This window comes from Vibrio sp. Vb2960 (assembly GCF_033337665.1).
GTDB classification, from domain to species: Bacteria; Pseudomonadota; Gammaproteobacteria; order Enterobacterales; family Vibrionaceae; genus Vibrio; species Vibrio alginolyticus.
The window spans coordinates 217985-241847 of sequence record NZ_JAWORD010000002.1; the positions used below are offsets into that span (position 1 = coordinate 217985).

20 protein-coding genes are annotated in these 23863 nt (G+C 44.6%); 16 read left to right on the plus strand and 4 right to left on the minus strand.

The features are described 5' to 3' along the window. The first annotated feature begins 208 nt into the window (after positions 1 to 208). The 4 genes from R7O03_RS03005 to R7O03_RS03020 all read left to right on the plus strand — a co-directional run bounded on the left by R7O03_RS03005 (position 209) and on the right by R7O03_RS03020 (position 3965). Complete coding sequence (locus R7O03_RS03005) at positions 209 to 892, plus strand: spondin domain-containing protein (RefSeq protein ID WP_005384002.1); 684 nt, start codon at positions 209 to 211, stop codon at positions 890 to 892. A 9-nt stretch (positions 893 to 901) separates the two neighbouring features. Then, positions 902 to 1597, plus strand: a complete 696-nt coding sequence (locus R7O03_RS03010) for a spondin domain-containing protein (RefSeq protein ID WP_005383999.1) — start codon at positions 902 to 904, stop codon at positions 1595 to 1597. A gap of 146 nt (positions 1598 to 1743) precedes the next feature. Further along, the gene (locus R7O03_RS03015; RefSeq protein ID WP_017635499.1) at positions 1744 to 2475 is read left to right on the plus strand and encodes a response regulator transcription factor; all 732 of its coding nucleotides are present in this window, start codon (positions 1744 to 1746) and stop codon (positions 2473 to 2475) included. 116 nt (positions 2476 to 2591) lie between these two features. After that, entirely contained in the window at positions 2592 to 3965 is a 1374-nt protein-coding gene (locus R7O03_RS03020) for a HAMP domain-containing sensor histidine kinase (protein ID WP_318131453.1), read from the plus strand. Positions 3966 to 3992: 27 nt separating this feature from the next. Here the strand turns inward: R7O03_RS03020 and R7O03_RS03025 are convergent, their stop codons facing one another. Continuing rightward, on the minus strand, positions 3993 to 4508 hold the full coding sequence (locus tag R7O03_RS03025) for a superoxide dismutase family protein (protein ID WP_213970656.1): 516 nt from the start codon (positions 4506 to 4508) through the stop codon (positions 3993 to 3995). A gap of 541 nt (positions 4509 to 5049) precedes the next feature. On the opposite strand from R7O03_RS03025, the gene R7O03_RS03030 reads away from it, so the two are divergent. The 11 genes from R7O03_RS03030 to R7O03_RS03080 all read left to right on the plus strand — a co-directional run bounded on the left by R7O03_RS03030 (position 5050) and on the right by R7O03_RS03080 (position 18762). Continuing rightward, the gene (locus R7O03_RS03030; RefSeq protein ID WP_005375092.1) at positions 5050 to 6459 is read left to right on the plus strand and encodes an aminotransferase class V-fold PLP-dependent enzyme; all 1410 of its coding nucleotides are present in this window, start codon (positions 5050 to 5052) and stop codon (positions 6457 to 6459) included. Positions 6460 to 6521: 62 nt separating this feature from the next. Continuing rightward, positions 6522 to 7454, plus strand: coding sequence for a transporter substrate-binding domain-containing protein (locus R7O03_RS03035; protein ID WP_005375093.1), 933 nt, complete (start codon positions 6522 to 6524; stop codon positions 7452 to 7454). Beyond that, positions 7451 to 9781 carry a putative bifunctional diguanylate cyclase/phosphodiesterase gene (locus R7O03_RS03040; RefSeq protein WP_005375094.1) on the plus strand — a complete coding sequence of 777 codons (2331 nt, stop codon included), beginning with the start codon at positions 7451 to 7453 and terminating at the stop codon, positions 9779 to 9781. The genes R7O03_RS03035 and R7O03_RS03040 overlap by 4 nt, the downstream gene beginning before the upstream one ends. 212 nt (positions 9782 to 9993) lie before the next feature. Then, on the plus strand, positions 9994 to 11187 hold the full coding sequence (locus tag R7O03_RS03045; protein WP_005375095.1) for a glycine C-acetyltransferase: 1194 nt from the start codon (positions 9994 to 9996) through the stop codon (positions 11185 to 11187). 44 nt (positions 11188 to 11231) lie between these two features. Continuing rightward, on the plus strand, positions 11232 to 12263 hold the full coding sequence (gene tdh, locus R7O03_RS03050) for an L-threonine 3-dehydrogenase (RefSeq protein WP_033906709.1): 1032 nt from the start codon (positions 11232 to 11234) through the stop codon (positions 12261 to 12263). Positions 12264 to 12651: 388 nt separating this feature from the next. Next, the gene (locus tag R7O03_RS03055; RefSeq protein WP_021035866.1) at positions 12652 to 13197 is read left to right on the plus strand and encodes a spore coat U domain-containing protein; all 546 of its coding nucleotides are present in this window, start codon (positions 12652 to 12654) and stop codon (positions 13195 to 13197) included. 39 nt (positions 13198 to 13236) lie between these two features. Beyond that, complete coding sequence (locus R7O03_RS03060) at positions 13237 to 13734, plus strand: spore coat U domain-containing protein (protein ID WP_017820521.1); 498 nt, start codon at positions 13237 to 13239, stop codon at positions 13732 to 13734. A 20-nt stretch (positions 13735 to 13754) separates the two neighbouring features. Continuing rightward, positions 13755 to 14510, plus strand: coding sequence for a molecular chaperone (locus R7O03_RS03065; RefSeq protein WP_064369625.1), 756 nt, complete (start codon positions 13755 to 13757; stop codon positions 14508 to 14510). Then, entirely contained in the window at positions 14510 to 16936 is a 2427-nt protein-coding gene (locus R7O03_RS03070; protein ID WP_411977458.1) for a fimbria/pilus outer membrane usher protein, read from the plus strand. Before R7O03_RS03065 ends, R7O03_RS03070 begins: the two co-directional genes overlap by 1 nt. After that, positions 16933 to 17901, plus strand: a complete 969-nt coding sequence (locus R7O03_RS03075) for a spore coat U domain-containing protein (protein WP_085569379.1) — start codon at positions 16933 to 16935, stop codon at positions 17899 to 17901. The genes R7O03_RS03070 and R7O03_RS03075 overlap by 4 nt, the downstream gene beginning before the upstream one ends. 141 nt (positions 17902 to 18042) lie before the next feature. Further along, a complete protein-coding gene (locus R7O03_RS03080) occupies positions 18043 to 18762 on the plus strand; it encodes a carbonic anhydrase (RefSeq protein ID WP_065275478.1) in 720 nt (239 codons plus the stop codon). 72 nt (positions 18763 to 18834) lie between these two features. Here R7O03_RS03080 and R7O03_RS03085 read toward each other — a convergent pair whose 3' ends face one another. After that, complete coding sequence (locus R7O03_RS03085; RefSeq protein WP_262665810.1) at positions 18835 to 19938, minus strand: mechanosensitive ion channel family protein; 1104 nt, start codon at positions 19936 to 19938, stop codon at positions 18835 to 18837. A 300-nt stretch (positions 19939 to 20238) separates the two neighbouring features. Between R7O03_RS03085 and R7O03_RS03090 the strand changes: the two genes are divergently transcribed. Continuing rightward, positions 20239 to 20586, plus strand: coding sequence for a helix-turn-helix domain-containing protein (locus R7O03_RS03090; protein ID WP_005375109.1), 348 nt, complete (start codon positions 20239 to 20241; stop codon positions 20584 to 20586). Positions 20587 to 20676: 90 nt separating this feature from the next. On the opposite strand, the gene lldD is transcribed toward R7O03_RS03090, so the two are convergent. Next, positions 20677 to 21816 carry an FMN-dependent L-lactate dehydrogenase LldD gene (gene lldD / locus R7O03_RS03095; protein ID WP_005383962.1) on the minus strand — a complete coding sequence of 380 codons (1140 nt, stop codon included), beginning with the start codon at positions 21814 to 21816 and terminating at the stop codon, positions 20677 to 20679. 315 nt (positions 21817 to 22131) lie between these two features. Then, a complete protein-coding gene (locus R7O03_RS03100; RefSeq protein WP_054579347.1) occupies positions 22132 to 23823 on the minus strand; it encodes an L-lactate permease in 1692 nt (563 codons plus the stop codon). Positions 23824 to 23863 lie beyond the last annotated feature (40 nt).

The window sequence follows — 23863 nt, forward strand, 5'->3', positions numbered from 1 at the left end:
AAAAGTGCTGCTGACAGAATTCGAACAGAACTTGTGAGAATTTTATGAGAATTCGATGAAGTTGCTGATAGATTTGCTCGTCATTCTTAGAGGCAAGAACGCAAAACGTTCGAAACGTAATGCTTAACCTACTCAAGTCACGAACAAAGAAGTAAAGCCGTACACATGGGCTTGGGTAGTTCAACCCTCATTAAAGGATGGAATCACAATGAAAAAACGTACCCAACTCGGACTCGTCATGACTTCAGTCGCAATGGCATTAGGCTCTGCATCAGTGAATGCGGCGGAATTGGAAATCACCGTGACAAACGCAACCAAAGGCATCTACTTTACGCCACTTATTGTTGCTGCACATGGCTCTGATCTTCAAATGTTCAGAACGGGTCAAGCAGCAACGCCAGAACTAGAAGCAATGGCAGAAGGCGGTGATATCTCTGGGCTTGCTAGTGTGATTGGTAACGCTGGTGGTGCGGTGGTTGAGAACCCTGCTGGTGGCATTTTGAATCCAGGCGTTGCAACCACCTTCACCTTGGACAGTGGCGACCACGGTTATCTTTCTCTGAGCGCGATGTTGTTGCCAACCAACGATGGCTTTGTCGGTCTAGACAGCTGGAAGATTCCAACGGAAGCGGGTACATACCGAGCAACGCTAAGAAGTTACGATGCCGGAACAGAAGCGAACGATGAACTTGCGTCTAGCATGCCAAACCCACCTTTCATTACCTTTGGTACTGGCGGCACAGGCGTTGAAGCAACAGTAACTAACGATAAAGTTCACGTGCATCCGGGTAACCTTGGTGATAGCGATCCAACTGGCGGCATCAGTGACTTAGACAGCAGCAGCCATCGTTGGTTAAACCCAGTCGCAACCATCACAATCGTTGTGAAGTAAGGGGGATGTATGAAATACAGAATCTTACTAGTAGCAGCTTCAGTCGGCTTGCTCGCCGGTTGTCCAAGCGATGATGATAATGACGTAGTGAAATCGTACCGCTACACCGTCAACGTGGCGAACTTGACTGCGAATCAACCTATGTCTCCGCTCGCTGTACTCACTCACAATGGTGACTACCAATTGTTTGAAATTGGACAAGCCGCATCTGTTGAACTTGAGCACCTTGCCGAAGGCGGTAGTAACGCTGAGCTGATTGAGTTGATGAACAGCAATGACAGTGTTTACCAAGGTATTTCGGGTAATGGATTGGTGTTGCCGGGTGCATCGGACGAAGTCACCATCACGGTTGACCCTAGTCGTTACGGTTACTTGTCTGTGGCGTCTATGTTCGTGAATACCAACGATGCCTTTGTTGGCGAAACGGGGCTATCGCTCAAATCGCTCGCAGTGGGTGAAAGCTATGAAATGAGCATGAACGTTTGGGATTCCGGCACAGAACTGAACGATGAACTTGCCGCAACCATTCCGGGCCCTGCAGGCGGCGGTGAGGGCTTCAATGCCGCCCGTAATGACAGCAATGACGTTGTTGCTTTTCATGCGGGGGTAGTTAGCCAAGATGATGGATTAGCAAACTCAGCACTCTCTGCGAACCATCGTTTCTTGAACCCAGGTGCGAAAGTCACTATCACTCGAGTCGAGTAACACAGGCTCCGATGACGTCTCCTTTCCAAAGCGCTTGTAGCCGAGCGCTTTATCCCTCATGGCGTCATCGGAACCTTTTTTGAAAGAATTTCTAATTTGTTCCGGTCATGTGCAAAGTGAGGATACTCGAAGGCAAGGAAAGGACCATGGAACAACAGGCAATCAATTTAGTCGCGAACATCTTGTTGGTGGAAGATGACGATGATTTGGCAGAACTGGTTCAGATGCATCTCAAGTTTCAAGGACACCAAGTGTCGCGAGCCACAAATGTCGCCGATGCTAAAACGCAATACCAGCAACAACCCTTTGATTTATTGATCCTTGACCGAGGTTTACCAGATGGTGATGGTCTAGACATTTGCCATTATTTGCGTCAGCAACAAGATTGGAGTCCAGTGCTCATGCTGACAGCCAGAGACGGTGAAATGGACAAGGTAGACGGCTTAGAAGCGGGCGTTGATGACTACATAACCAAGCCATTTAGCGTATTAGAATTCCAAGCACGAGTGCGAAACGTGCTACGCAGAGTCAGCCAAACCGCAGAAGTCAAAGTAGCAAATGAAGTCCTCGATGATGCGATGGATTTTGGTCCGCTGAGAATCATTCCGGAGTTGCACCAAGTATCCCTAAACGACAAAGACGTCACTCTTACCGCGACAGAGTTTACTTTGCTGCAGTTTCTCGCGACTCGTCCGGGCAGAGTCTACAGTAAAGATGAATTGCTCGATCACGTTTGGAACACCAGTCATTCTGGTTATCACCATACGGTGTGTAGCACCATTAACCGTTTACGCAGCAAGCTGTCGTTGTCTGACTCTGATCATCACTTCATTCAAACCGTGTGGGGTGTTGGATATAAGTTTCAGCCAAGACACTAATGCAAGAAAGTAAGTCAAAACATCAAGCCAAGACAGTAAGTCGGCAGTTGTTTTCACCGTCATTTTTTAATCATCACGGGTGTTTCAAAAACACCGCTGTTTAAGGAGGCGATAGGATGAGCTTCAAATCTCGCTTGGTAGTATTTACTAGCTTGTGGTTCTGCCTCGCGGCGGTGGTGATTGCACTGACTTACAATTGGCAAAAAGAAACCATTGAGTTACGCACTAAGCAAAGCCTGCATAAAGAGCTAGCTAGCCATATGCGTGACGATAATCCGCTAATGATCGGCACGGATTACAACCCTAAAGCACTCAAGTCGATCTTTCACACGCTCATGCTGATCGGCCCTGATTTTGAAATCTACTTCCTCGATAGCCAAGGCAACATCACCACCCATGCTGCACCGGAAGGGGCGGAGATCATGGGTAAGGTGGATCTCAATCCCATTAAGCAATTCTTAAATGACCAGCCTTTTCCTATTTTGGGTGAAGATCCACGTAATCGTGGTGAACACAAAGTCTTTTCTGTCGCTGCGATAGAAGAATTAGGCTCTACGATCGGTTATCTCTACGTGGTGATTGGCAGTACCCGACATGACGCCATTGCCAATGCTCAAGTCGATACTCCTTACATCGCGCTGGCAGGATTGGTCTTAGTGTCCATTTTAGGCTTTGCTCTTGGAGCTTATGTACTGGTCAAACGTAGCCTATTGAACCCAATTGAGCGCGTGACCAAACAACTTCAACAACAAGCTGAACATGATTTCCGCCTGCAACCTGATTTTACTCACCAAGTGCCAGAACTCGTGCCGATTGCTCACTCTTATCAGATGATGGCGAAGCACATTCAGCAGCAATTTTTACAGTTGGAGTATCAATCGTCTCATCGTCGTCAAAGCTTGTTGCAGCTCAGTCACGATTTAAAAACGCCGTTATCGAGTGTGCTTGGCTATTTGGAAACATGGCGTTTGCAACATCCTGAATCCGATCCTTTGATTGACGTTGCTTTTCGAAATTGTGAGAAGCTCTCAACTCAATTGCACTCTCTATTAGACGCAGCGCGTAAAGAAGCTCCAATGCCAAACTACGAGTACCGCCCCGTGGATCTTGGCACGTTGATGGCAGAATGTGCCGAAACGATGCAGAGCCAGTTTTCTCGTACAGAAGTGGTGTTGAAAGTGGATATCGATAGCGAAATCCAAACCGTGGGTGATAAGGGGCTATTGGAGCGGTTGGTATTGAACCTGCTTGAAAATGCATTGCGTCACAGCCCAATCGGCTCGGAAGTGCATTGCCAAGCGCATTTGAGTGAAGATAAGTCGCGTATCCACTTTGCCTTCGTCAATCACATCGAGGAAGAAGCGGAGGGCGGTTCTTTGGGGATCGGGACGAAGATTGTTCAATCGATCTTAATGCTTCACCACAGCTACCTTGAGACCAATGCAACATCCTCTCAATATCAACAGAAGTTCACACTTCTCGCAATCTAAAGAGAAGTGTGAGACATAAGTTAATGTTTATTCAATAATACCACATACGACGCGAGCGCCGCCACCACCTAGCTTACTTGGGTGATCGGAGTGATTGTCACCACCTGCATGGATCATTAACGCTCGACCTTTTAAATCCGATAATTTTAGGCGAGGCGCGACAACGGGCTGATTGGCATTGCCGTCCATGTCCACATAGAGTGGAGGCAAGTCGCCTAAATGATTGTCATCGGTCCAAGGATAGCCATGCTTCCCTGTGTTGTTAGGATCATAATGGCCACCTGCTGCGCCGCCTAATACGGTTTTGTCATCCTTTTCTATGCTATCGCAAGATGGATTAGTGTGAACATGGAAACCGTGCACACCTGCTGACAAACCTGATAATTGAGGCGTAAAAACAACGCCATAATCACTTTGTGAAATCTCAATGGTACCAGCGCTCTCATTGGTGTTGAGAGCAGTCATTTCTACCGTTTTTGCTAGCGCGTTAGGGGCGGCGACAAGAGCGGATGCAACTGAAATGCATAGCAATCCTTTTAACATGGGACCTCCTTCTTTTAGGGTGTACGCTCAAGCACATATTAGTGAAAACCTGTTTTACTTATGTCTGTTGAGCGGTGAGTTTATGTCATAGAGTGATGTGTATCACTTTATGGTCTTAAACTGATATCTCGATCCGAAATCAGCTTTCTTTTATTTAGTCTTAACATGTTGAGATCGTTAAGATATAAAAAGAATAGACGCCAATCTTAAAATAGCCTGAATATTTTTAAATTAACGCAAAGTTAAATTTTTAATGACTTTATAACAAAGCTCATAATTGTTTTATAAAGAATTTGGTGGAATTGTCCGCAATAAAGAATAATCAAATTAACGAATATATTAATGTGAACATTGTTGTTTATAGATTTGTGGTCAAACTGTTGCTTATATCATCAAATAAGATAAAAAATTGGAACTAAAGTCACTTAATGGCAGAGGAAAAAATTAAACTCTGATTGTAATGGGTAATAATGTTTTAGTAACAGATAGTTACGCACTTAAAATTAATAATATGGCTAATTTCCGACAAGGATTGAAAAAGATGAAAGACAAGGAATCTATTCAGACTAATAGCAGCCGCCGTAATTTTCTGAAAGGCGCAACAGGAGCTGTTGTTGCTGGTGTGAGTGCTTCCGCTTTCTCAGGCGTAGCTCAAGCACGAGAACAGAAAATTGATTGGAGCAGCCGCGGGCTAGGTAGAAAACACGATAAGCGCTTCTGGCGTAAAGTGCGAAGACAGTTCGTTTTGGATAAACGAACCACTTACATGAACATTGGTACAACAGGTTCAATGCCAAAACATGTTCTTGAAGATTACGAGCATAACAACAAGCTGGTGGCTAAATACCCTTGGGATATGAAAGGCAAATTTGGCTCTTGGCCGTATGTTTCTGAGATGGTTAAAGACGTCGCACCAGGTTTTGGTGCTAACCCAGAAGAGATCATTCTCAGCCGCAACACTACTGATGGCTTATGCTCGATCATTAATGGCTTACACTTTGAACCAGGTGATGTGATTCTAACGACACACCATGAACATATTGCTGCAACATCACCTATGAACGTAGCGAAACATCGTTTTGGTGTGGATGTGGTAGAAATTCAACTACCAGTATTTACTGGTACCGAAAACGTTTCTGAGCAAGATTACATTCAAGCGTTCCGAGACGCGCTTGATGCGAATCAAAACGTTCGCCTAATTGTTTTCTCTCATATCACATACAAAACAGGAACCGCGCTACCAGCAAAAGCCATTTGTGCTTTAGCAAAAGAGTATGGTGTACCTACTCTTGTTGATGGCGCGCATACGGTCGGTATGTTTGACCTTGATTTCCACGATATGGATTGTGATTTCTATGCAGGATCTGGTCATAAGTGGCAGTGTGGTCCGGGCGCGACGGGTATTCTGTATGTTCGTGATAACGGTAACCGTTTGAATGAGTATTGGAGTGACCGAGAGAACCCGTTATGGTTGATCAACTCCTCACTTTCTCATGCTGATTACCTGGGTAAACAGCTGCAAATGCAATACATTGGTAACGATAACTATCCTGCGAAACAAGCACTAGTTGATAGTTGCAAAATGTGGGATGAGATTGGTCGAGACCGTATCGAAGAGCGAGTTGTAAGCCTTGGTAGTTTATGTAAAACCTTGCTTCAAGAGTACTTACCACAAGCCAAAATGTATTCACCAAACGTGGAAGGCTTAACCAGTGGCTTAACGACGGTTAACCCGTTCTCCGATGTAACTAATGAAGAGATACTGACGGAATTCCGAGATCGTTTACGTGAAGAGTATGGTTACATCATCCGTACGACTAGCTTTAAGCTGCATAAGGATGATGACTTTGATACTTACGCGCTGCGTATCTCTACGCATTTGTTCCATGACGAACAAGATGTGGAAGGGCTCGTAGTGGCGATGACGAATTTGTATTACTCGTCGTTCTAACATCGTTGTTTATCACTCAAGCGCCCATTATTGGGCGCTTTGTGAAAGGTAAGGATATTATTATGTCAGTCATAACATTCAAAAGAACTTTAGCGACGGTGGCGCTCATGGTTACCTCTGTTGCGTCGTCTGCCGCTTGGTCAGACGATTTACAACAAATCCGTGAACGCGGTGTACTGCGTCATATTGGTGTCCCGTACGCTAACTTTGTCTCCTATATTGAACAAGGTGAAGTGGAAACTTTGACTGGCTTGGATGTAGAGATAATAAAAGGTTTTGCCAAGTCGTTAGGTGTTCAGTACCAGTATGTTCCAGCACAGTGGAGCGACGTGGTTGGTAAGTTGACAGGGCAAAATGTGCAATATCACAACAAGCAGGCTGTTGTCGGAGAAAGTGTTCCAATTGAAGGCGATTTGATCGCAAATGGCGTTACTATTCTTGATTGGCGCTCTGAGGTTGTCGATTTTTCACAAGATTATTTTCCTTCAGGTGTATGGTTGGTTTCCAGATCCGACTCTAGTCTGAGCCCGATTAAACCAAGTGGGTCGGTCGATGAAGATGTTAAAAACGTCAAGCAGCTGATCGATGGTCGCGAAGTGTTAGCTTTAGAACATTCTTGCTTGGATCCTAACCTTTATGACTTATATGACACAGGTGCAAAAGTTATATTACCTGATGGGGCGCGTCTCCTTAATGAGATGGTTCCAGCGATAATGAAAAATGATGCGGAAAGCACATTATTAGATGTTGCGGATACGCTAATTGCCCTCGAAAAATGGCCGGGTGAAATAAAAGTCATTGGCCCTATATCTGAAAATCAAAAAATGGCTGTTGCATTCCGTAAAAATTCCCCTGAATTACGCAAAGCATTTGATCGTTATTTAGACTCGATAAAAAAAGACGGATCATACGAAAAACTAGTAAAAAAATACTATCCATCTATTTACTACTTTTATAACGATTACTTTATAGAAGATAAAAAGAAAGTCCGATGAATAAGGCCGTTAAAAAATTTTCCAGTAAAAGATTTATTACAATAAGCGCAATATTAGTTTCAATTTACTTAGCTATGCTTATTACTGTGACTAGCGTAGGTCAAAATAAATTAAAAGAATCTCAATACAGAGAACTAGATTTAAAAGTAAAAAGTTATGCAAGCACACTCGATAATTTATTTACCATAGCGAGTGAAGATGTTGATAATCTAGCTACAGATAAAACAATACAAACATTCTTTGGTAATTTAGCTTCTGGCATGTCAATGGAGTATGGGTTAGGTGCCAGTTTAATTAATTTAAAGCGTCGCTTCGATGAGAAGATAGACAGTAAGCTAATTAATAGCAGCCAAATCTATAAAAAGCTCACGCTGGTCGGCAGTGATGGAGTCACCATTGTCACCACTGGATCTGAAAACCTTGCCGAGCACAAAATGGACATACAAACCTTAATGACTCAACACGGGCATCCCGAAGAGGTTTGTGCGACGCGATACAATGATGACGTTCGCATTCAAGTCATTAAGCAAGTTAAGTTCTCCGGAAAGCCTGTTGCCTTTTTAATTGCCGATCTTAATAAGAATATTGTTATTGACCAACTTACTAACCAAGAACACGAAGATAGTTATAGCCGAATGGTGCTAAAAATAAAAGACGTGGAAATGGTTGTATGGGATACCATAAATAAAACACCTTCTCACAATAAGGATGAGAACTATTTCGTTTCTGAGGCTGTAGACGGAAAAATTTACTTTGAAGTGCCTGTGGATAAACACCACTTCAAATTGATGGCGTGGTTCGAGCCTTTGAGTGAACGAGATATATTTACATCACGGCTCTTTATTATTGGTTTGAGTATTCTGGCCGTTATGATCGTCATTGCTTTATGTTATGCATTCATCACGAACAATAATAGGATTGAATTGAAAATTAAGCTTGAGGAAGAAAAAAAGCGTAAAGATATTCTTTCTCAACAGAATAAAAAATTAACGAACGAAATTGAACGTCGAAAAGCGTCTGAAAAAGAACTCGCCTTCCAAGCTAAATATGACACATTAACCAATTTACCTAATCGTAGTTATGGTTCCGAGCGATTGGCTTTGGAGTTAATTAGGGCATCGCGTAGTGGGTCTAAAGTTTTGGTGATGTTCATCGACTTAGACCACTTTAAGCAGATTAACGATTCAATGGGACACTTTGTTGGGGATGAAATCCTTAAACTCAGTGCTCAGCGACTGTATCAAGTCGCAAGAAAAACAGACTTATTGGCGAGAATTGGTGGGGATGAGTTTTTACTCGTCATCCCAGACTTGCCTGATAATGATACTGCAAAGCGAGTTGCTTCAAGTGTGCTTTCGGCGTTTAACGATCCGTTTGTTTGGAACAACCATGAATTCTTCTTGAGTAGCAGCGTTGGAATGTCTGTGTTCCCGGATGACGGAGACAACGCTGAGCAGCTTCTTGCATGTGCAGATATGGCAATGTATCGGGCGAAACAAGATGGGCGTGATGGCTTTTGTTTTTATAACCATAATATGAACCAAGACTTGCAACGCTACTTAGATCTGGAAAATCGTCTGAGAAGTGCGATCTCCAATCAGTTGTTAGAGCTGTATTATCAGCCAATTATTGAGCTGAGTAGTGGTAAAATCGTAGGGGCAGAAGCGCTAATGCGTTGGAATGATGACAAGTACGGATTCGTAAACCCTGAAGAGTTTATCTCTATTGCAGAGAAAAATGGTTTAATTCATCAAATTGGTGAGTTTGCTATTCAACAAGCGTGTCGACAAGCGGCACAATGGCAGAGTCTGACTCCGTTGTTTGTTTCTGTAAACTTTTCTAGTGTTCAATTTAGGTACTGCGAGCGCTTACTTACGTTTATTAAACACAGCCTTGAGGAGTCTGGTCTTCCGTCAGATAAGTTCGATATTGAAGTGACAGAAAGTCTCCTCTTCAATCACGATTCTGAGCTATTAGACATGCTTAATAACTTACGAGCGTTAGGCACCAAACTTACTATTGATGATTTTGGTACTGGTTATTCTGCGCTGAGTTACTTGCAGAAGTTTCCGTTCGACCGCTTAAAGATTGATCGTAGCTTTATGCAAAATATGTTCGAGAACGACTCAGACCGCGAGCTTGTGAACGTAATCATAGCAATGGCAAAAGCGCTGGATCTTAAGATCGTCGCAGAAGGCATCGAAGAACAGCGTCATGTGGATTACCTGAAAAACCTAAACTGTGAGTTCGGACAAGGTTTCCACTATAGCCGACCATTACCTGCTAAGGACTTTGAAGCACTTTTGGCTAAGCCTACCTGGCTATAATTCCTTTTATAACAACCTCATAGAAAAGCATTAATTGAATTTGTGCCTAGGATTCATTAATGCTTTTCCACCTTAAGGTATAATCCTTCCTCCTTCCTTGAATTACACTACAATTAATTGATGAGTGATAGCCCGTGACGCCCGTCACATAAAGGCTAAGCCTAATTCTAAACGAGTAAATACTCGCCAAAATAACTAGGAAGGAATTTCAAATGTCTTCTGCATTCTACCAACAGATTCAGCAGCAAATCGAAGAAGTAAAGGCGGAAGGCCTTTACAAATCAGAGCGTGTCATCACGTCTCAACAGCAAGCGGCTGTTAAAATCTCTACTGGTGAAGAAGTACTAAACTTCTGTGCGAACAACTACCTTGGTCTTGCTAACCACCCGGCACTTATCGAAGCGGGTAAAGCAGGCATGGACGAGCACGGCTTTGGTATGGCTTCAGTACGTTTTATCTGTGGTACGCAAGACATCCACAAAGAGCTTGAGCAGAAGCTTTCTAAGTTCCTAGGTAAAGAAGATACGATTCTTTACACATCATGTTTCGACGCAAACGCGGGCCTATTTGAAACTATTCTAGGCAAAGAAGACGCAATCATCTCTGACGCTTTAAACCACGCGTCAATCATCGATGGTGTTCGTCTATGTAAAGCAATGCGTTTCCGCTACTCAAACAACAACATGGAAGAGCTAGAGCAACAACTGATCGCTGCGAAAGAAGCAGGTGCTCGCCACATTCTTATCGTAACGGACGGTGTGTTCTCAATGGACGGCGTAGTAGCAAACCTTCCGGCTATCTGTGACCTAGCAGAGAAGTACGGCGCGTTGACTATGGTTGATGACTCTCACGCTGTTGGCTTCATGGGCAAAACAGGTGCAGGTACGCACGAGCACCACAACGTGGTTGACCGTATCGACATCATCACTGGTACGCTAGGCAAAGCAATGGGCGGCGCTTCAGGCGGTTACACATCTGGTAAAGCGGAAGTGATTGACTGGCTACGTCAGCGTTCTCGTCCATACCTATTCTCTAACTCTGTTGCACCAGCAATCGTAAGCGCTTCTATCCGCGTTCTAGATCTACTAGAAGAGAGCGGTGACCTACGTGATCGTCTATGGGAAAACGCAGCACACTTCCGTACTCGTATGGAAGACGCGGGTTTCACAATGGGTGGTGCTGACCACGCAATCATCCCAATCATGCTTGGCGACGCAAAAGTAGCAGCAGAATTTGCAGAGCGTGCGCTGGAGAAAGGCATCTACGTAATCGGCTTCTCATTCCCTGTAGTACCAAAAGGTCAAGCACGTATCCGTACTCAAATGTCTGCGGCGCACTCTCGCGAGCAACTAGACCGTGCAATCGACGCGTTCATCCAAGTTGGTAAGGACATGGGTCTTATTTAAGATTCTAGGCCTTAGACAATAGGGCCTTTAATTAAGGTTACATTATGAAAATTAAAGCATTATCAAAGCTAAAGCCTGAAGAAGGCATCTGGATGACTGAGGTTGATAAACCTGAAGTCGGCCATAACGATATTCTGATCAAAATTAAGAAAACCGCTATCTGTGGTACAGACGTACACATCTATAACTGGGACGAATGGTCACAAAAAACCATTCCAGTGCCTATGGTTGTCGGTCACGAATACGTGGGTGAAGTGGTTGCGATTGGTCAGGAAGTCCGTGGCTTTGAAATCGGTGACCGCGTATCTGGCGAAGGTCACATCACGTGTGGTCATTGTCGTAACTGTCGTGGCGGCCGTACTCACCTATGTCGTAACACGATTGGTGTGGGCGTTAACCGCGAAGGTGCATTCGCAGAATACCTAGTGATCCCAGCGTTCAACGCGTTCAAGATCCCTGAAGGCATCTCTGACGATCTAGCGTCTATCTTTGACCCGTTTGGTAACGCAGTACACACAGCACTTTCTTTCGACCTAGTAGGCGAAGACGTGCTTATCACAGGTGCTGGCCCAATCGGTATCATGGCAGCGGCAGTAGCAAAGCACGTTGGTGCTCGTCACGTAGTGATCACGGATGTGAACGAATACCGTCTAGAACTTGCTCGTAAGATGGGTGTAACACGCGCAGTAAACGTGGCTGAAGAGAAGCTAGAAGACGTAATGTCTGAGCTAGGCATGACAGAAGGCTTCGACGTAGGTCTAGAAATGTCTGGTAACCCAGCAGCATTCAACTCAATGCTAACCACAATGAACCACGGTGGTCGTATTGCACTACTCGGTATTCCACCATCAGACATGGGTATCGACTGGAACCAAGTTATCTTCAAGGGCTTGGTGATCAAAGGTATCTACGGTCGCGAAATGTTCGAAACCTGGTACAAGATGGCTTCACTGATCCAATCTGGTCTGGATCTATCGCCAATCATCACGCACCACTACAAGATTGATGATTTCCAAGAAGGCTTCGACGTAATGCGCAGCGGCATGTCAGGCAAGGTTATTCTTGATTGGGAATAACTTATTCAAGTAAGAAATGCGCTCCTTTTTGGGGCGCATTTTTGTTTCATGAAGATTTTTGTTTCGGGAAGAAATGGTCGCCAATCTTTTCTAAACTTCTCGTATCGTTCTGCTACTTTTTTTAGATTTTTCCACTCAACTTCACCCTACCTTCTAACTCATTGTCGATTCTGTATTTGGAATAAGATAATAACCATTTGTTTTTGGTGGTTATTTTTTAGCATTACATGCTTAAAAGTCGTCATTTTTAAGTTTAATGTTTTTATTTTCCGTTCGTCTTTATCCTTATCCTGCTTCTTTTTATTGTTTTACATTTTATATGCATTTGGTTTGTCATAATTGAGCTATAACTAATAAAAAGGTTACCGATATACAGTGGAATGTAAAAATGGAGCTTTATATGAAAAGATTTTATCTGATGATGCCTCTGCTCTTAACCTCATTTAGTTGGCAAGCGAATGGAGCGTCAGTGAGCGGTACGATTGATGTTTCAATTAACCTTGTACAAGGTTGTGTGATTAATGGAAATAATGCGGTAGATGCAGCTTCTGGCGTTGGCTTTGGCTCACTTGCCTTTGGAGACGTGCCTGCAATCTTCAGTGAACAAGATGGTGTGGTAAATGGTGGTAGTGCGACGGGTATTGAAGTGCTTTGTAGTAACGGTGTGACACCGACCTTTACATTGGGCACCGGATTGTATGATGCAAGTGCGACCGTTGGTACCTACGCGATGTCAAATGGCGCGCAATTTATTGATTATACGTTGTTTACCGACTCAGACCGAAGCACACAAATTATACAAGGTGGGACGGTAGCTCTGTCTGAATTTACTAGTGCAACATCGCAAACTATTGAGCTTTTTGCGAAAGCTTACGGTACGAGCAGCATTGCCGGCACATACTCCGATACCATCAGTGTGACGCTAAGCTGGTAAAACGTGACGCTGGTTGTTAGGGGCTTTTCACTTGTCGCGATGAGTTTGTGCTCTTTAACTGTGCTGGCTGATGCGACACAAACTTTTCAGGTGTCTGCCACCGTAGATACAGGTTGTTTGATTAACGGCGCAGTACAAGAAGAAAGCGCAACCCAAGCCGGGCAAATAGGCACGTTAGATTTTGGTGAGCATTCTTCAGTTTACGCGACGGAAGTACAAGGCAGCATCACTTACAGTTCATCACTCACATTAAGCTGTACTCCGGGTATTACGATGAATGTTTCCGTAAATGGCGGGATGAATGCATCGGATGGTGTACGTAAGCTAAAGCACAGTGAAGAAGCGACAACGGTAGATTACTTTTTGTTCCAGGATCTAAATTACACGCAGGTGCTTGATATTGACACGCAATATTCCGTCGATACTGACCAAGACCCAGATAATATTCAGTTTCCTATCTGGGCAAAGGCGACAATAAATGGGAATGAAATGGCTGGAATTTATATGGATACGCTTACGCTGACATTAGAGTGGTAAGTGAACTTTGGAGGGGTGAAATGGAATTCATACTCAAAAAACTATTATTAATAGCCTTCCTTTTTGTTTTTTTCTCAAATGCCAACGCTAACTCATTATTAATTTGGCCGATTTACCCCAAAATATCAGAGGAGAGTAATGCAACATCACTTTGGATGGTAAATAAAGGCAGTGTTGATTCTTATTTACAGGTGAGAATTTTTAAGTGGGAACAAAACGAAGGAGAAGATAGTTATTCAAGTCAAAGCCAGTTAATTGCAACTCCTCCGTTTGTCAAAATTGAACCAGGTGAAAAGCAGTTAATCCGCATCATCAACCAAGATGAGGCCTCTGCGGGTAAGGAGTATGCATACCGAGTGATCATAGATGAATTACCGCCAACTCAAAACCCTCAAACAGAATTGACGGAAAATGAACTCGCTGTCAAAGTCCGAATGCGTTACTCGATACCTTTGTTTATTTACGGGAAAGGGCTGACTGATACTCAAAAACCAAACCGTGACAGTGAATTATGGGGTGATTTACAGGCACAGTTTATTAAGAAAAATAATCAGCGTTTTGTTCACATTAAAAATTCAGGAAAACACCATGTTCGCTTAGTGAATTTACAGTTGAATCTACCAAATAAAGATCCTGTCGTTATTTCCGATGGACTAGCTGGCTATATTCTTCCTGAACAGTATAAGGTTTGGTCTATTCCCCATAGTAATGTCAGACCCTTGAGTTTGAGCGCGAATATTGGAGGTAAACGTTACCAAATACCATTGAAGCAATAATGAATAGATTTAATACAATGAATGCTTTCTTTTGGTTGGTATTACTTAGCGTAACGTGGAGCAGTATTGGTCTTTGTGCAAATTCAGCAAACCACTTCTCTGAGCTACCGAGTCCTGAAAATTTCTCATTAGAAAAGTTTGAGAATATTAGCCTCAATCTGGAGTTGGTGATCAATCAAAGAGCAACCGGGCTTGTTGCGAAAGTTGAGCGAGTTGGCGATCAGTTCTTTTTGCTCCGGGAGGACCTCATTTCAGTTGGGGTTACCGCCAAGTCGTTGCCTGGAACTGAAGAGAGACTTGAGGTTACGTCTATCCCAGGAGTTAACGTGCGTTACTTGCAATCGTCATTGCAACTTACAATTGACGTACCGCCTAATTGGTTACCGATGCAGAATTTATCAGCGCAGGATATGGGGCGATTTTCCCCGGCTCAGTTTGGGCGTGGTGGCCTGCTTAACTACAACGTATTTGGTGTGTACGAGAACGAAAGCCGACAAAAGGAGGTTTCTATCAATCATGAAGTCAGAGCCTTTTCTGAGTTTGGCGTTTTTTCTACTACCGGGATATTTAAATCTAACTTTCATCGCGATGTTCAGTCCCAGCAAAGCAGCCAGTACACTCGTTTTGATACGAGTTACGAGTACGTCAATCAAGAGAAGCGAATTCGTATGGAGGTAGGGGACTATATTGTTCGCCCTTTATCTTGGAGCCAACCAGTAAGACTGGCGGGTATTCAGTTGTCACATGATTTCTCTATGCGTCCGGATGTCGTGACGACGCCGTTACCTGCATTTTATGGTGAGGTCACAGCGCCCACTACGTTAGATTTGTTTATCAATGGCTTTAAAACTGACTCAATGAATGTTGGGCCCGGTCCTTTCATTATTAACGATATTCCAATGCTCTCTGGTGCTGGGGAAGCAACGGTAATTGCAACGGATGCTCAAGGTAAGCAAACGGTCATGACCAGCCCATTTTTTCTCTCTTCCGATCTACTCAAGACCGGATTTACATCTTACAGTGCGAGTATTGGTGCGATCAGAGAAAATTTCGGTAATGCATCTAACGACTATGGAGACGGTGGCGTGGTTACCGCTCTGCGTCATGGCATGACTGATTGGTTAACACTAGAAGCTCAAGCTGAAGCAAAAGATGACCTGATCGTTGCGGGGCTGGGCTTTGTCACCAATGCTTTCAACTTGGGTACGGTGGATGCCTCGTTTCGTGTGAGTAATTTTCAGGATCAATCTACCTCATATGCGCTAGGTTATAGTTATCAGTCTCGGCGGTTTAGCTTCGCTGCTCGAACTCAAGTAGAACAAGCCGACTTTTATACCTTATCTCATTTACCAAATTACGAAATGCTCGATGACGGCAAGGACGCTTCACTCGCGTCGCGCCATCTATCACAAATCAATATGGGAGTCCGTTTGGGAGATTGGGGCTCACTTTCTGGTGGGTACTTTGATATTCAACAATCCGACTCAGATTCACGTACCCTAAACCTTACTTATAGCTACGCTCTGCCTTTTAATATCAATATGTCCCTGTCTTACAACCATAGTATTGGTGGTCAGAGTGTTACGTTGGCGCAATTCTCTCTACCTTTCAGTTCTTTGGGGGGAAGTTCGGGGCTAACGCTGAAAAGAGAGGATGATGGCGATGTGCGAGGGCGAGTGGGTTACAGCCGCCTTGCGCCAATACGAGGTGGGTGGGGCGTCAATTTAGCGCATGATATTAACGAACACCCAGAAAACCGTAAACAGGCTGATTTGACCTACCGTGCGTCATGGGCGCAGTTCAGAGCGGGGTTAAATGGCACCAGTGGCGACTATGATTATTTTGCGGAAATGGCAGGTTCGGTCTCTACGTTGGATGGAGAAATATTCCCGGCGAATGAAGTGTATGACAGCTTCGCTGTGGTGAGCACCAGTGGTTTTGAAGGTATTCCGGTTAAATATGAAAATCAAATTGTCGGAGTGACAGACGATGAAGGTTACTTACTTGTTCCTTGGGCTACGGCGTATTACACCGCCAAATATGAAATCGATCCACTTAATTTACCTGCCAATGCTGCGTTTTCTGCAACAGAGCAGTTTGCTTCGATACATTCGGGCTACGGCTACCTGTTAGAGTTCCCAATAGAGCTACAAATTGCACTGAGCATGACGGTGGTAGACGAAAATCATTTGTTCCTTCCGATTGGTACATATGGCCGCTCAGAAACGGGCTTAACAAGCCAAATTGGTTGGGATGGTTTTACGTACTTTGAAGGCGTTGACCCAGGCCGCTATATTCAGTTTTATCCTCAAGGACAGTCGCCATGTAAAGTGTTTATTGAGGGGTTGTATCAGCGTGACAGTCAAAAAATACAAACATTGCCTGAGCAGGTTTGTATCAAAGCCGAAGAAGAGACCGCACTATGATTTTGCGCAGCTGGTTTGCTAGCCTACTTCTCTTTTTCTCGTGCTCGACAATGGCTTGTCAGCTCACGGCGGCAACACCTTTAATCTTGTTTGGCAATGTTTCTTCGTTTACTGTTTCAAGCTCTCAGCAGCAAAGCTCAGCTCAGCCTCATGCGGGGATTACGTGTGACTTTTCTACACTTGTGTCTTTGTTAAGTGGCGACTACGTATCAGCAACGTTTAACAGTATAAATAATGGTTTGCTATTAAATGAGGATGATCCGAGTTCGGAGCTCAGCTATCAGATTTTTGGCGATCCAGGTCTTTCACAAGAGTATGTATTCGGCCAAACTTACAATTTTTTTGAAATCGGGTTACTCGATTTACTCGGGTTGTTTGGCACTCAAGCTGAGTTTCCGCTTTATGCTCGGACGGGAGTGGGTAGTAATCTTTCCGCTGGGACTTATAAAGACCAAATCACCGTATCCTGGAATTGGGATTACTGTAAGGGGATCGGGGTTCTAGGGGTATGCATTGGCCGCGCCAATGGCAGCGCTCAAAGCGTGATTACGGTTGAGTTGCAAGTGACCCCTGATTGTATGATCACAGCGCCAGATATTGATTTTGGTTCGTCCCCATTAGTGGCTGGTTTTGAACCGGTCAGTCAGGTTATATCGTTAACTTGTACCAAGAATAGTTCCTTCTCCATTGGCTTGAATGACGGCCTAAATGCGTCCGGCGGTCAGCGGCGAATGATTTCTAGTGGTCACTATTTGGAGTATGAAATCTATAAGTCATCAACGATGGAGCGCTGGGGAGGAACCAGTTCTGAACGTCGTGAACACAGTGACGTCGATACTGGCGGCTCCATTCCGGATGGTATCACTCCACAGAATTATAATTATCGCGCGCAGATACTAACCAGCCAAACGACCCCTCCTGCAGGTACTTACACCGACTCAATAATCGTTGACGTTCAATTTTGAGCATCATGTCAATTACATCATTAGAGGCTTCTATTCCAAAAATCTTTTGTAATCATAGTTTTCACTCTGTCACTGCTTAATTTTGTGAGATTAGTATGGCTTTATTCTCACGGAATTTAACTTTCAGAAATAAGGAAAATGATGAAGAAGTCACTAACAACATTAGGTTTGGCACTGGTATTTACAGGAACAGCTTATGCAGCAAGCTGGGGCTACGAGGGAAACCATGGGCCAGCTCATTGGGGTGAGTTTGCATCTGAGTGCGCGAAAGGTCAAAACCAGAGCCCAATCAACATTGAATCGGCGACCGAAGCGAAGCTAGAAAAATTGAATTTCGACTACGAAGGTAAGGCAATTTCACTGCTGAACAACGGTCACACTTTACAGACTGGCTTAGAAGGTAAAAACACACTCACCATTGATGGTAAAGAGTTTATGTTGAAACAGTTCCACTTCCATACGCCATCTGAAAACCATGTGGATGGTAAAGAATACCCACTAGAAGTACACTTTGTGCATGCCGACAAAGTAGGTCATCTAGCTGTTGTCGCGGTGTTCTTTAAACTGGGTGACGCGAACCCAGATCTAGCTAAGATGCTAGCTAACATTCCAACTAAAGATCAAGATGTTACCATCAAGGTTCCATTTGATGCTGATGCCCTTATCCCAAGTGATAAAGACTACTACCGCTTTAACGGCTCACTAACGACACCACCATGCTCTGAAGGTGTGCGTTGGTTGGTGATGAAAGAAGCACAAACTATTTCTCCTGAGCAGATAAAATCTTTTTCGGAAGTAATGGGGAAAAACAATCGCCCAATCCAACCGCTGAATGCACGTATGGTGTTAACGCAACAATAACCACTTCATGCAAAGAAAAATAAAAAGCCCGCTTAAACACAGCGGGCTTGATTATTTGGGTATTGGTGAGAACTAGAAGCCGTGATCTTCTTGCTCTTCCGCTTTTACCATTTGTACAGGATCAAGCTTAAGCGTCTGAGTAGGGAACGCGATATCTGCATCGTGTTCTTTAATGATGTTGATTACCTTAAGCAGTATGTCCTGCTTTACCTCATGGTATCTCACCCAATTCACGGTTTTAGTAAAGGTATAGATAAAGAAGTGCAATGATGATGGACCGAATGTATCGAAGTTGACGATAAGTGTTTGGCGTGCATCAATGTCTTTGTGATTTTTCAGCATTTCTTTTACCGCGGTGATAATTTGCGGCATTTTTTCAGCATCGTCGTAACGAAGTCCAATTTTTTCGTAGATACGTCGGTTCAGCATGCGAGATGGGTTTTCTACGACAATGCTGCTAAACACTGAGTTTGGCACATACAGTGGACGCTTATCGAAAGTTCGGATAATGGTCATACGCCAGCCAATGCGTTCTACCGTCCCCTCTATTTGTCGGTCTGGAGAACGGATCCAATCGCCAACTTTAAATGGACGATCGAAGTAGATCATAAGACCTCCAAAAAAGTTAGACAGCAAATCCTTCGCCGCTAAACCGACGATCAAACCACCAACACCACCGAAGGTAAGTAGGCCCGATAGTGACAGACCAAATGCCTGCATTACGGTTAGAATTCCGACGGTAATAAAGAACAGGCGCGCGACCTTAGCTATCGCTTGTACTGTTGTTTCATCTCGGTTCTTTTGTTCGAGAACATGCTCTTCAACATTGGTAATGAGCCGCATAACGGTCCATACGAAGATGCTGATGATTAAAATCAGTTTCAGCGTACTTAACCAGTTTATTTTATCGTTGAGCTCGCTCTCTAATATGATGCCGATAGAGACGGTTGCAGGCCAACACCAAATGAGTGTACTGACTGGCGCTTTTAGCGCATCAAGCAACATGTCATCCCAGTGGAAGGGCGTTTTCTCTACGAGCGCAGCGAGGCGAGAGCGAATCAGCCGCCAAGCTATCCAAGCTATAAAGCTAGCGAGCGTAATGAAAAGGACGCTTCCACTCCAATTTTGATGAGACGTTTCAATGTAGCTTTGTAATTCGGTAAACCACTGTGGCATATGTAACTTATTTCTAGTGAACCATGGAAGGAAAGGTAGCAGATATTACTCCTTCACCCCAGTGATTTCCTTTAAATCATTTACTTATGTCTAAACCGCCGAGATGGACTTTTCCTTCCAATGACAAGAGAGTTACCTTTACGTTTTGCTGAGCGACCGCCTCATGCATGTTCAGAGGTACGCTACCAATGATTGAGGGTTGATATTTGGACGATCAATTATAACTTCTCTGACTTATCGCTAACATTTATCTTAAGTAAGTGTGAGAGTGTATTGACTCTTGAATTAGCGGAGGCAGATATGGAATTTACAGAGCTGGATCGAAACGCGCTCTACGACATCTGGATGTCACAAAAAGCCAAAATGCACATCACTCAAATGGAAATGGCGAAGCGCCTTGGTTTGAGTCTACACGAGTTTTCTGGCTTGTTACGTGGTAATTCTCCACTGACGCTAGGTTTTGTAAAACAGCTATGCGAGCAGCTACATGTACGTCCTGGTCAGGTGATTCCGTCTTTGACGGAGCGTGACCTATCTGCATCTGGTACCGTTTATTTACAAAATCGTGTGACGGTGGATGGCGATATCAGTAACGTGTTTATCGACGGAAACCAAGTCGTGATCGAGTACGTTCACCAAGTTAGCTAGCTTGCTCGTCAAATTATCGGGTTGAAGAGCAATAAAAAACGAGCCACTGTTGGCTCGTTTTTTCGTTTCTGTTTTGCTCGATTGCAAAGATTATGGGATTTTCACTAGCGAATCGCGTGAAAGATCCGCGATAGACTTAGCGCCAGTCAGCGTCATTGCTACACGCATTTCTTTATCGTACAGATCCAGTAGATTTTCAACGCCTGCTCCGCCTTGTGCTGCCAATGCGTACACAAATGAACGGCCAAGAAGCGTACAGTCTGCACCAAGTGCGAGCATACGAACGACATCAAGACCAGTACGAATACCAGAGTCTACGAAGATCTTAAGATCACCTTTTACCGCATCCGCAATGCTTGGCAGTGCTTTAGCACTTGAAAGTACGCCATCTAACTGACGGCCACCATGGTTAGATACCACAATGCCATCTGCGCCGAAACGTACCGCATCTTTCGCGTCTTCTTCATCCAGAATGCCTTTGATAACCATTGGGCCATCCCAAAAATCACGAATCCACTCAAGATCTTTCCAGGAGATAGAAGGGTCGAAGTTTGCGCCTAACCAGCCGATGTAATCTTCTAGCTTTGTTGGTTCGCCACGATAAGTTGAGATGTTACCTAAGTCGTGCGGTTTACCAAGTAGACCCACATCCAGCGCCCAGCTTGGGTGGCGCATCGCCTGGAATACACGACGCATGGCCGCGTTAGGGCCACTCATACCTGAGTGCATGTCACGGTAACGTGCGCCAGGAACTGGCATATCAACGGTAAACACCAGCGTTGTTACGCCTGCTGCTTTTGCACGCTCAAGTACGTTTTTCATAAAGCCACGGTCTTTAAGCACGTAAAGCTGGAACCACATTGGACGTTCAATTGCAGGTGCGACTTCTTCAATCGGACAAACCGAAACAGTCGACATAGTAAATGGGATGCCTTTTTTCTCGGCTGCTTTTGCTGCTTGCACCTCGCCTCGGCGCGCGTACATACCAGTTAGACCAACAGGAGCTAGCGCGATTGGCATTGCCAGTTTCTCACCGAAGATCTCGGTTTCGAGGCTCAAATCTGTCATATCGCGTAGGACGCGTTGGCGAAGAGCGACATCACCTAAATCGTCAGTATTACGCTTCAGCGTGCGTTCGTCGTAAGAGCCGCCATCAATATAATGGAATAGAAACGGGGGAAGCTTGGCTTTCGCGGCAGCGCGGTAGTCAGTAGAAGCTGAGATAATCATAATGGTGTCCTAGCGGTTATTCTAAGCAAAGTTGTGGAGCAATTTGCTCTTTCGTTGAGTCTTCATCGCAAAGCAGTGAAGACATCAAAATGAGTATAGTTACCTATGGTTCACTTACGTTTGAATCGGTGATGTTGGTAACCCATTTACATAATTGGTTGAAAAATTTTATTAAATCACTCAATCAGTTATGCAAACTGGAAAGGGTGACACAGCTGTCGGGGGAATTGATGTAGCAAGCTAAATCAACATGTCGGGGTAGTAGTGCAGACAGCTGTGTCAAATTAGGCAGGGCTGTAAACCCTGCATTTCGCGTTACTTCATTAAGACATCTGTCATTTGGAAGCCATAAATCAGCACCAATCCAATAATGCCTGTCATTACAATGTAGTAGAACGTAGGGATAATCGTCTTACGCAATGTTGCGCCTTCTCGACCAAGCAAACCTACCGTGGCTGATGCGGCAACAACGTTGTGAATCGCAATCATGTTACCTGCGGCAGCACCGACGGCTTGGAGTGATACAACAATCACGCTCGAAATAGACAACGTTTGTGCCACTTCGAATTGGAACTGGCTGAACATCATATTTGATACCGTGTTTGAGCCAGCGATGAACGCACCCAGAGCACCAACGGTGGCACTCAGCGCTGGGAACGCAGAACCAACAAGGTCAGAGGCGAAGTTTGCGGTTGTGACGGGCATACTTGCTAGGTCAGCACCGTTGATGCCTGAGTTGATAAAGATACGAACCATCGGAATGGTAAATACCAAGACAAAACCCGCCCCAATCAGTGTTTTGCTTGACTCGCCAAATGCTTCACGCAATGGCTTTACGCTGCCGCTTTGTAACATTGCAGCAAGTAGTGCGACAAACACCAGAATGCCACCAGGAAGGTATAACGGCTGAATCGCAGCGCTAACGCCAGTCTCACCAAGAATGTTGCTGAACGACAAACTTACGCTTTGTACAAAGCCTTTCAGCTCGGGGCTTACGCGGCTTGCGACGAGAATAACTGCCAGCATTACATATGGAACCCAAGCTTTTACGATGCTCATTGGCTTGCCCGGATTGTCGTTTAGATCGACTTTTAGCGAACCTAACCACTCTGCAGGCCATTTTTCTTCGCTTTCGAAATCCCACTTAGTCTTTGGTACTAAGAAGCCTTTTTTCGCTGCGGTAACAACGATAGACAGACCAACCAAACCACCGATAAGTGAAGGGAACTCTGCGCCCAAGAATACGCCGGTTAACGCGTATGGAACGGTGAAAGAGACACCAGCGAATAACGCAAATGGTAGAATATCCAGGCCTTCACTCCAGCTTCTGTTCTTGCCGAAGAAACGTGTTAACATCATCGCCATTAATACCGGGATCATCGTACCTACGACTGCGTGAATGACAGCAACGTGCGCTGTGATATCTTGCAGGTACATTTCCCACGTTGCACCTTGTGCGGCCAACGACTCACTGATGTTATGGGTGTCTAAACCTTTGTTTACACCTACGATGATAGGCGTGCCTACCGCGCCGAATGAAACAGGCGTTGACTGAATCATCATGCCCATAAGGACAGCGGCTAGCGCAGGGAAGCCGATTGCAACCAGTAGTGGTGCAGCGATTGCTGCCGGGGTACCGAACCCAGATGCGCCTTCAATGAACGAGCCAAAGCACCAAGCAATGATGATGGCTTGTACACGGCGGTCAGCCGAAATATCGGTAAATCCATTACGGATTGTGGTGATCGCTCCAGTGTGTTTTAAAGTGTTGAGCAAGAAGATGGCACCAAACACGATCCATAGAACAGAGACAGTAATGCCCAGTCCTTGGAATACGGAAGCCAGTACGCGATTGGCTGACATATCCCAAAACATAAGTGCGATAGCGACGGTTAGACCGAACGCAACAGGCATGGCTTTTTTAGCAGGCCAGTTGAGACCAACCAATAAGATGGCGGCAACAACAATTGGCGAAAATGCCACTAGGGCAAGTAGGGTTTCACTCATTTGTACATCCTTCGTACGCTGACTTCTCGAACGGTGTCAA

Bases quoted from the DNA above. Each gene is read 5' to 3' on its own strand.
- R7O03_RS03025 (WP_213970656.1), bottom strand. From the start codon at position 4,508: ATGTTAAAAGGATTGCTATGCATTTCAGTTGCATCCGCTCTTGTCGCC.
- R7O03_RS03090 (WP_005375109.1), top strand. From the start codon at position 20,239: ATGGAATTTACAGAGCTGGATCGAAACGCGCTCTACGACATCTGGATG.
- R7O03_RS03085 (WP_262665810.1), bottom strand. From the start codon at position 19,938: ATGCCACAGTGGTTTACCGAATTACAAAGCTACATTGAAACGTCTCAT.
- R7O03_RS03010 (WP_005383999.1), top strand. From the start codon at position 902: ATGAAATACAGAATCTTACTAGTAGCAGCTTCAGTCGGCTTGCTCGCC.
- R7O03_RS03100 (WP_054579347.1), bottom strand. From the start codon at position 23,823: ATGAGTGAAACCCTACTTGCCCTAGTGGCATTTTCGCCAATTGTTGTT.
- R7O03_RS03035 (WP_005375093.1), top strand. From the start codon at position 6,522: ATGTCAGTCATAACATTCAAAAGAACTTTAGCGACGGTGGCGCTCATG.
- R7O03_RS03020 (WP_318131453.1), top strand. From the start codon at position 2,592: ATGAGCTTCAAATCTCGCTTGGTAGTATTTACTAGCTTGTGGTTCTGC.
- R7O03_RS03040 (WP_005375094.1), top strand. From the start codon at position 7,451: ATGAATAAGGCCGTTAAAAAATTTTCCAGTAAAAGATTTATTACAATA.
- R7O03_RS03055 (WP_021035866.1), top strand. From the start codon at position 12,652: ATGGAGCTTTATATGAAAAGATTTTATCTGATGATGCCTCTGCTCTTA.
- lldD (WP_005383962.1), bottom strand. From the start codon at position 21,816: ATGATTATCTCAGCTTCTACTGACTACCGCGCTGCCGCGAAAGCCAAG.
- R7O03_RS03065 (WP_064369625.1), top strand. From the start codon at position 13,755: ATGGAATTCATACTCAAAAAACTATTATTAATAGCCTTCCTTTTTGTT.
- R7O03_RS03080 (WP_065275478.1), top strand. From the start codon at position 18,043: ATGAAGAAGTCACTAACAACATTAGGTTTGGCACTGGTATTTACAGGA.
- R7O03_RS03015 (WP_017635499.1), top strand. From the start codon at position 1,744: ATGGAACAACAGGCAATCAATTTAGTCGCGAACATCTTGTTGGTGGAA.
- R7O03_RS03075 (WP_085569379.1), top strand. From the start codon at position 16,933: ATGATTTTGCGCAGCTGGTTTGCTAGCCTACTTCTCTTTTTCTCGTGC.
- R7O03_RS03070 (WP_411977458.1), top strand. From the start codon at position 14,510: ATGAATAGATTTAATACAATGAATGCTTTCTTTTGGTTGGTATTACTT.
- tdh (WP_033906709.1), top strand. From the start codon at position 11,232: ATGAAAATTAAAGCATTATCAAAGCTAAAGCCTGAAGAAGGCATCTGG.
- R7O03_RS03045 (WP_005375095.1), top strand. From the start codon at position 9,994: ATGTCTTCTGCATTCTACCAACAGATTCAGCAGCAAATCGAAGAAGTA.
- R7O03_RS03030 (WP_005375092.1), top strand. From the start codon at position 5,050: ATGAAAGACAAGGAATCTATTCAGACTAATAGCAGCCGCCGTAATTTT.
- R7O03_RS03060 (WP_017820521.1), top strand. From the start codon at position 13,237: ATGAGTTTGTGCTCTTTAACTGTGCTGGCTGATGCGACACAAACTTTT.
- R7O03_RS03005 (WP_005384002.1), top strand. From the start codon at position 209: ATGAAAAAACGTACCCAACTCGGACTCGTCATGACTTCAGTCGCAATG.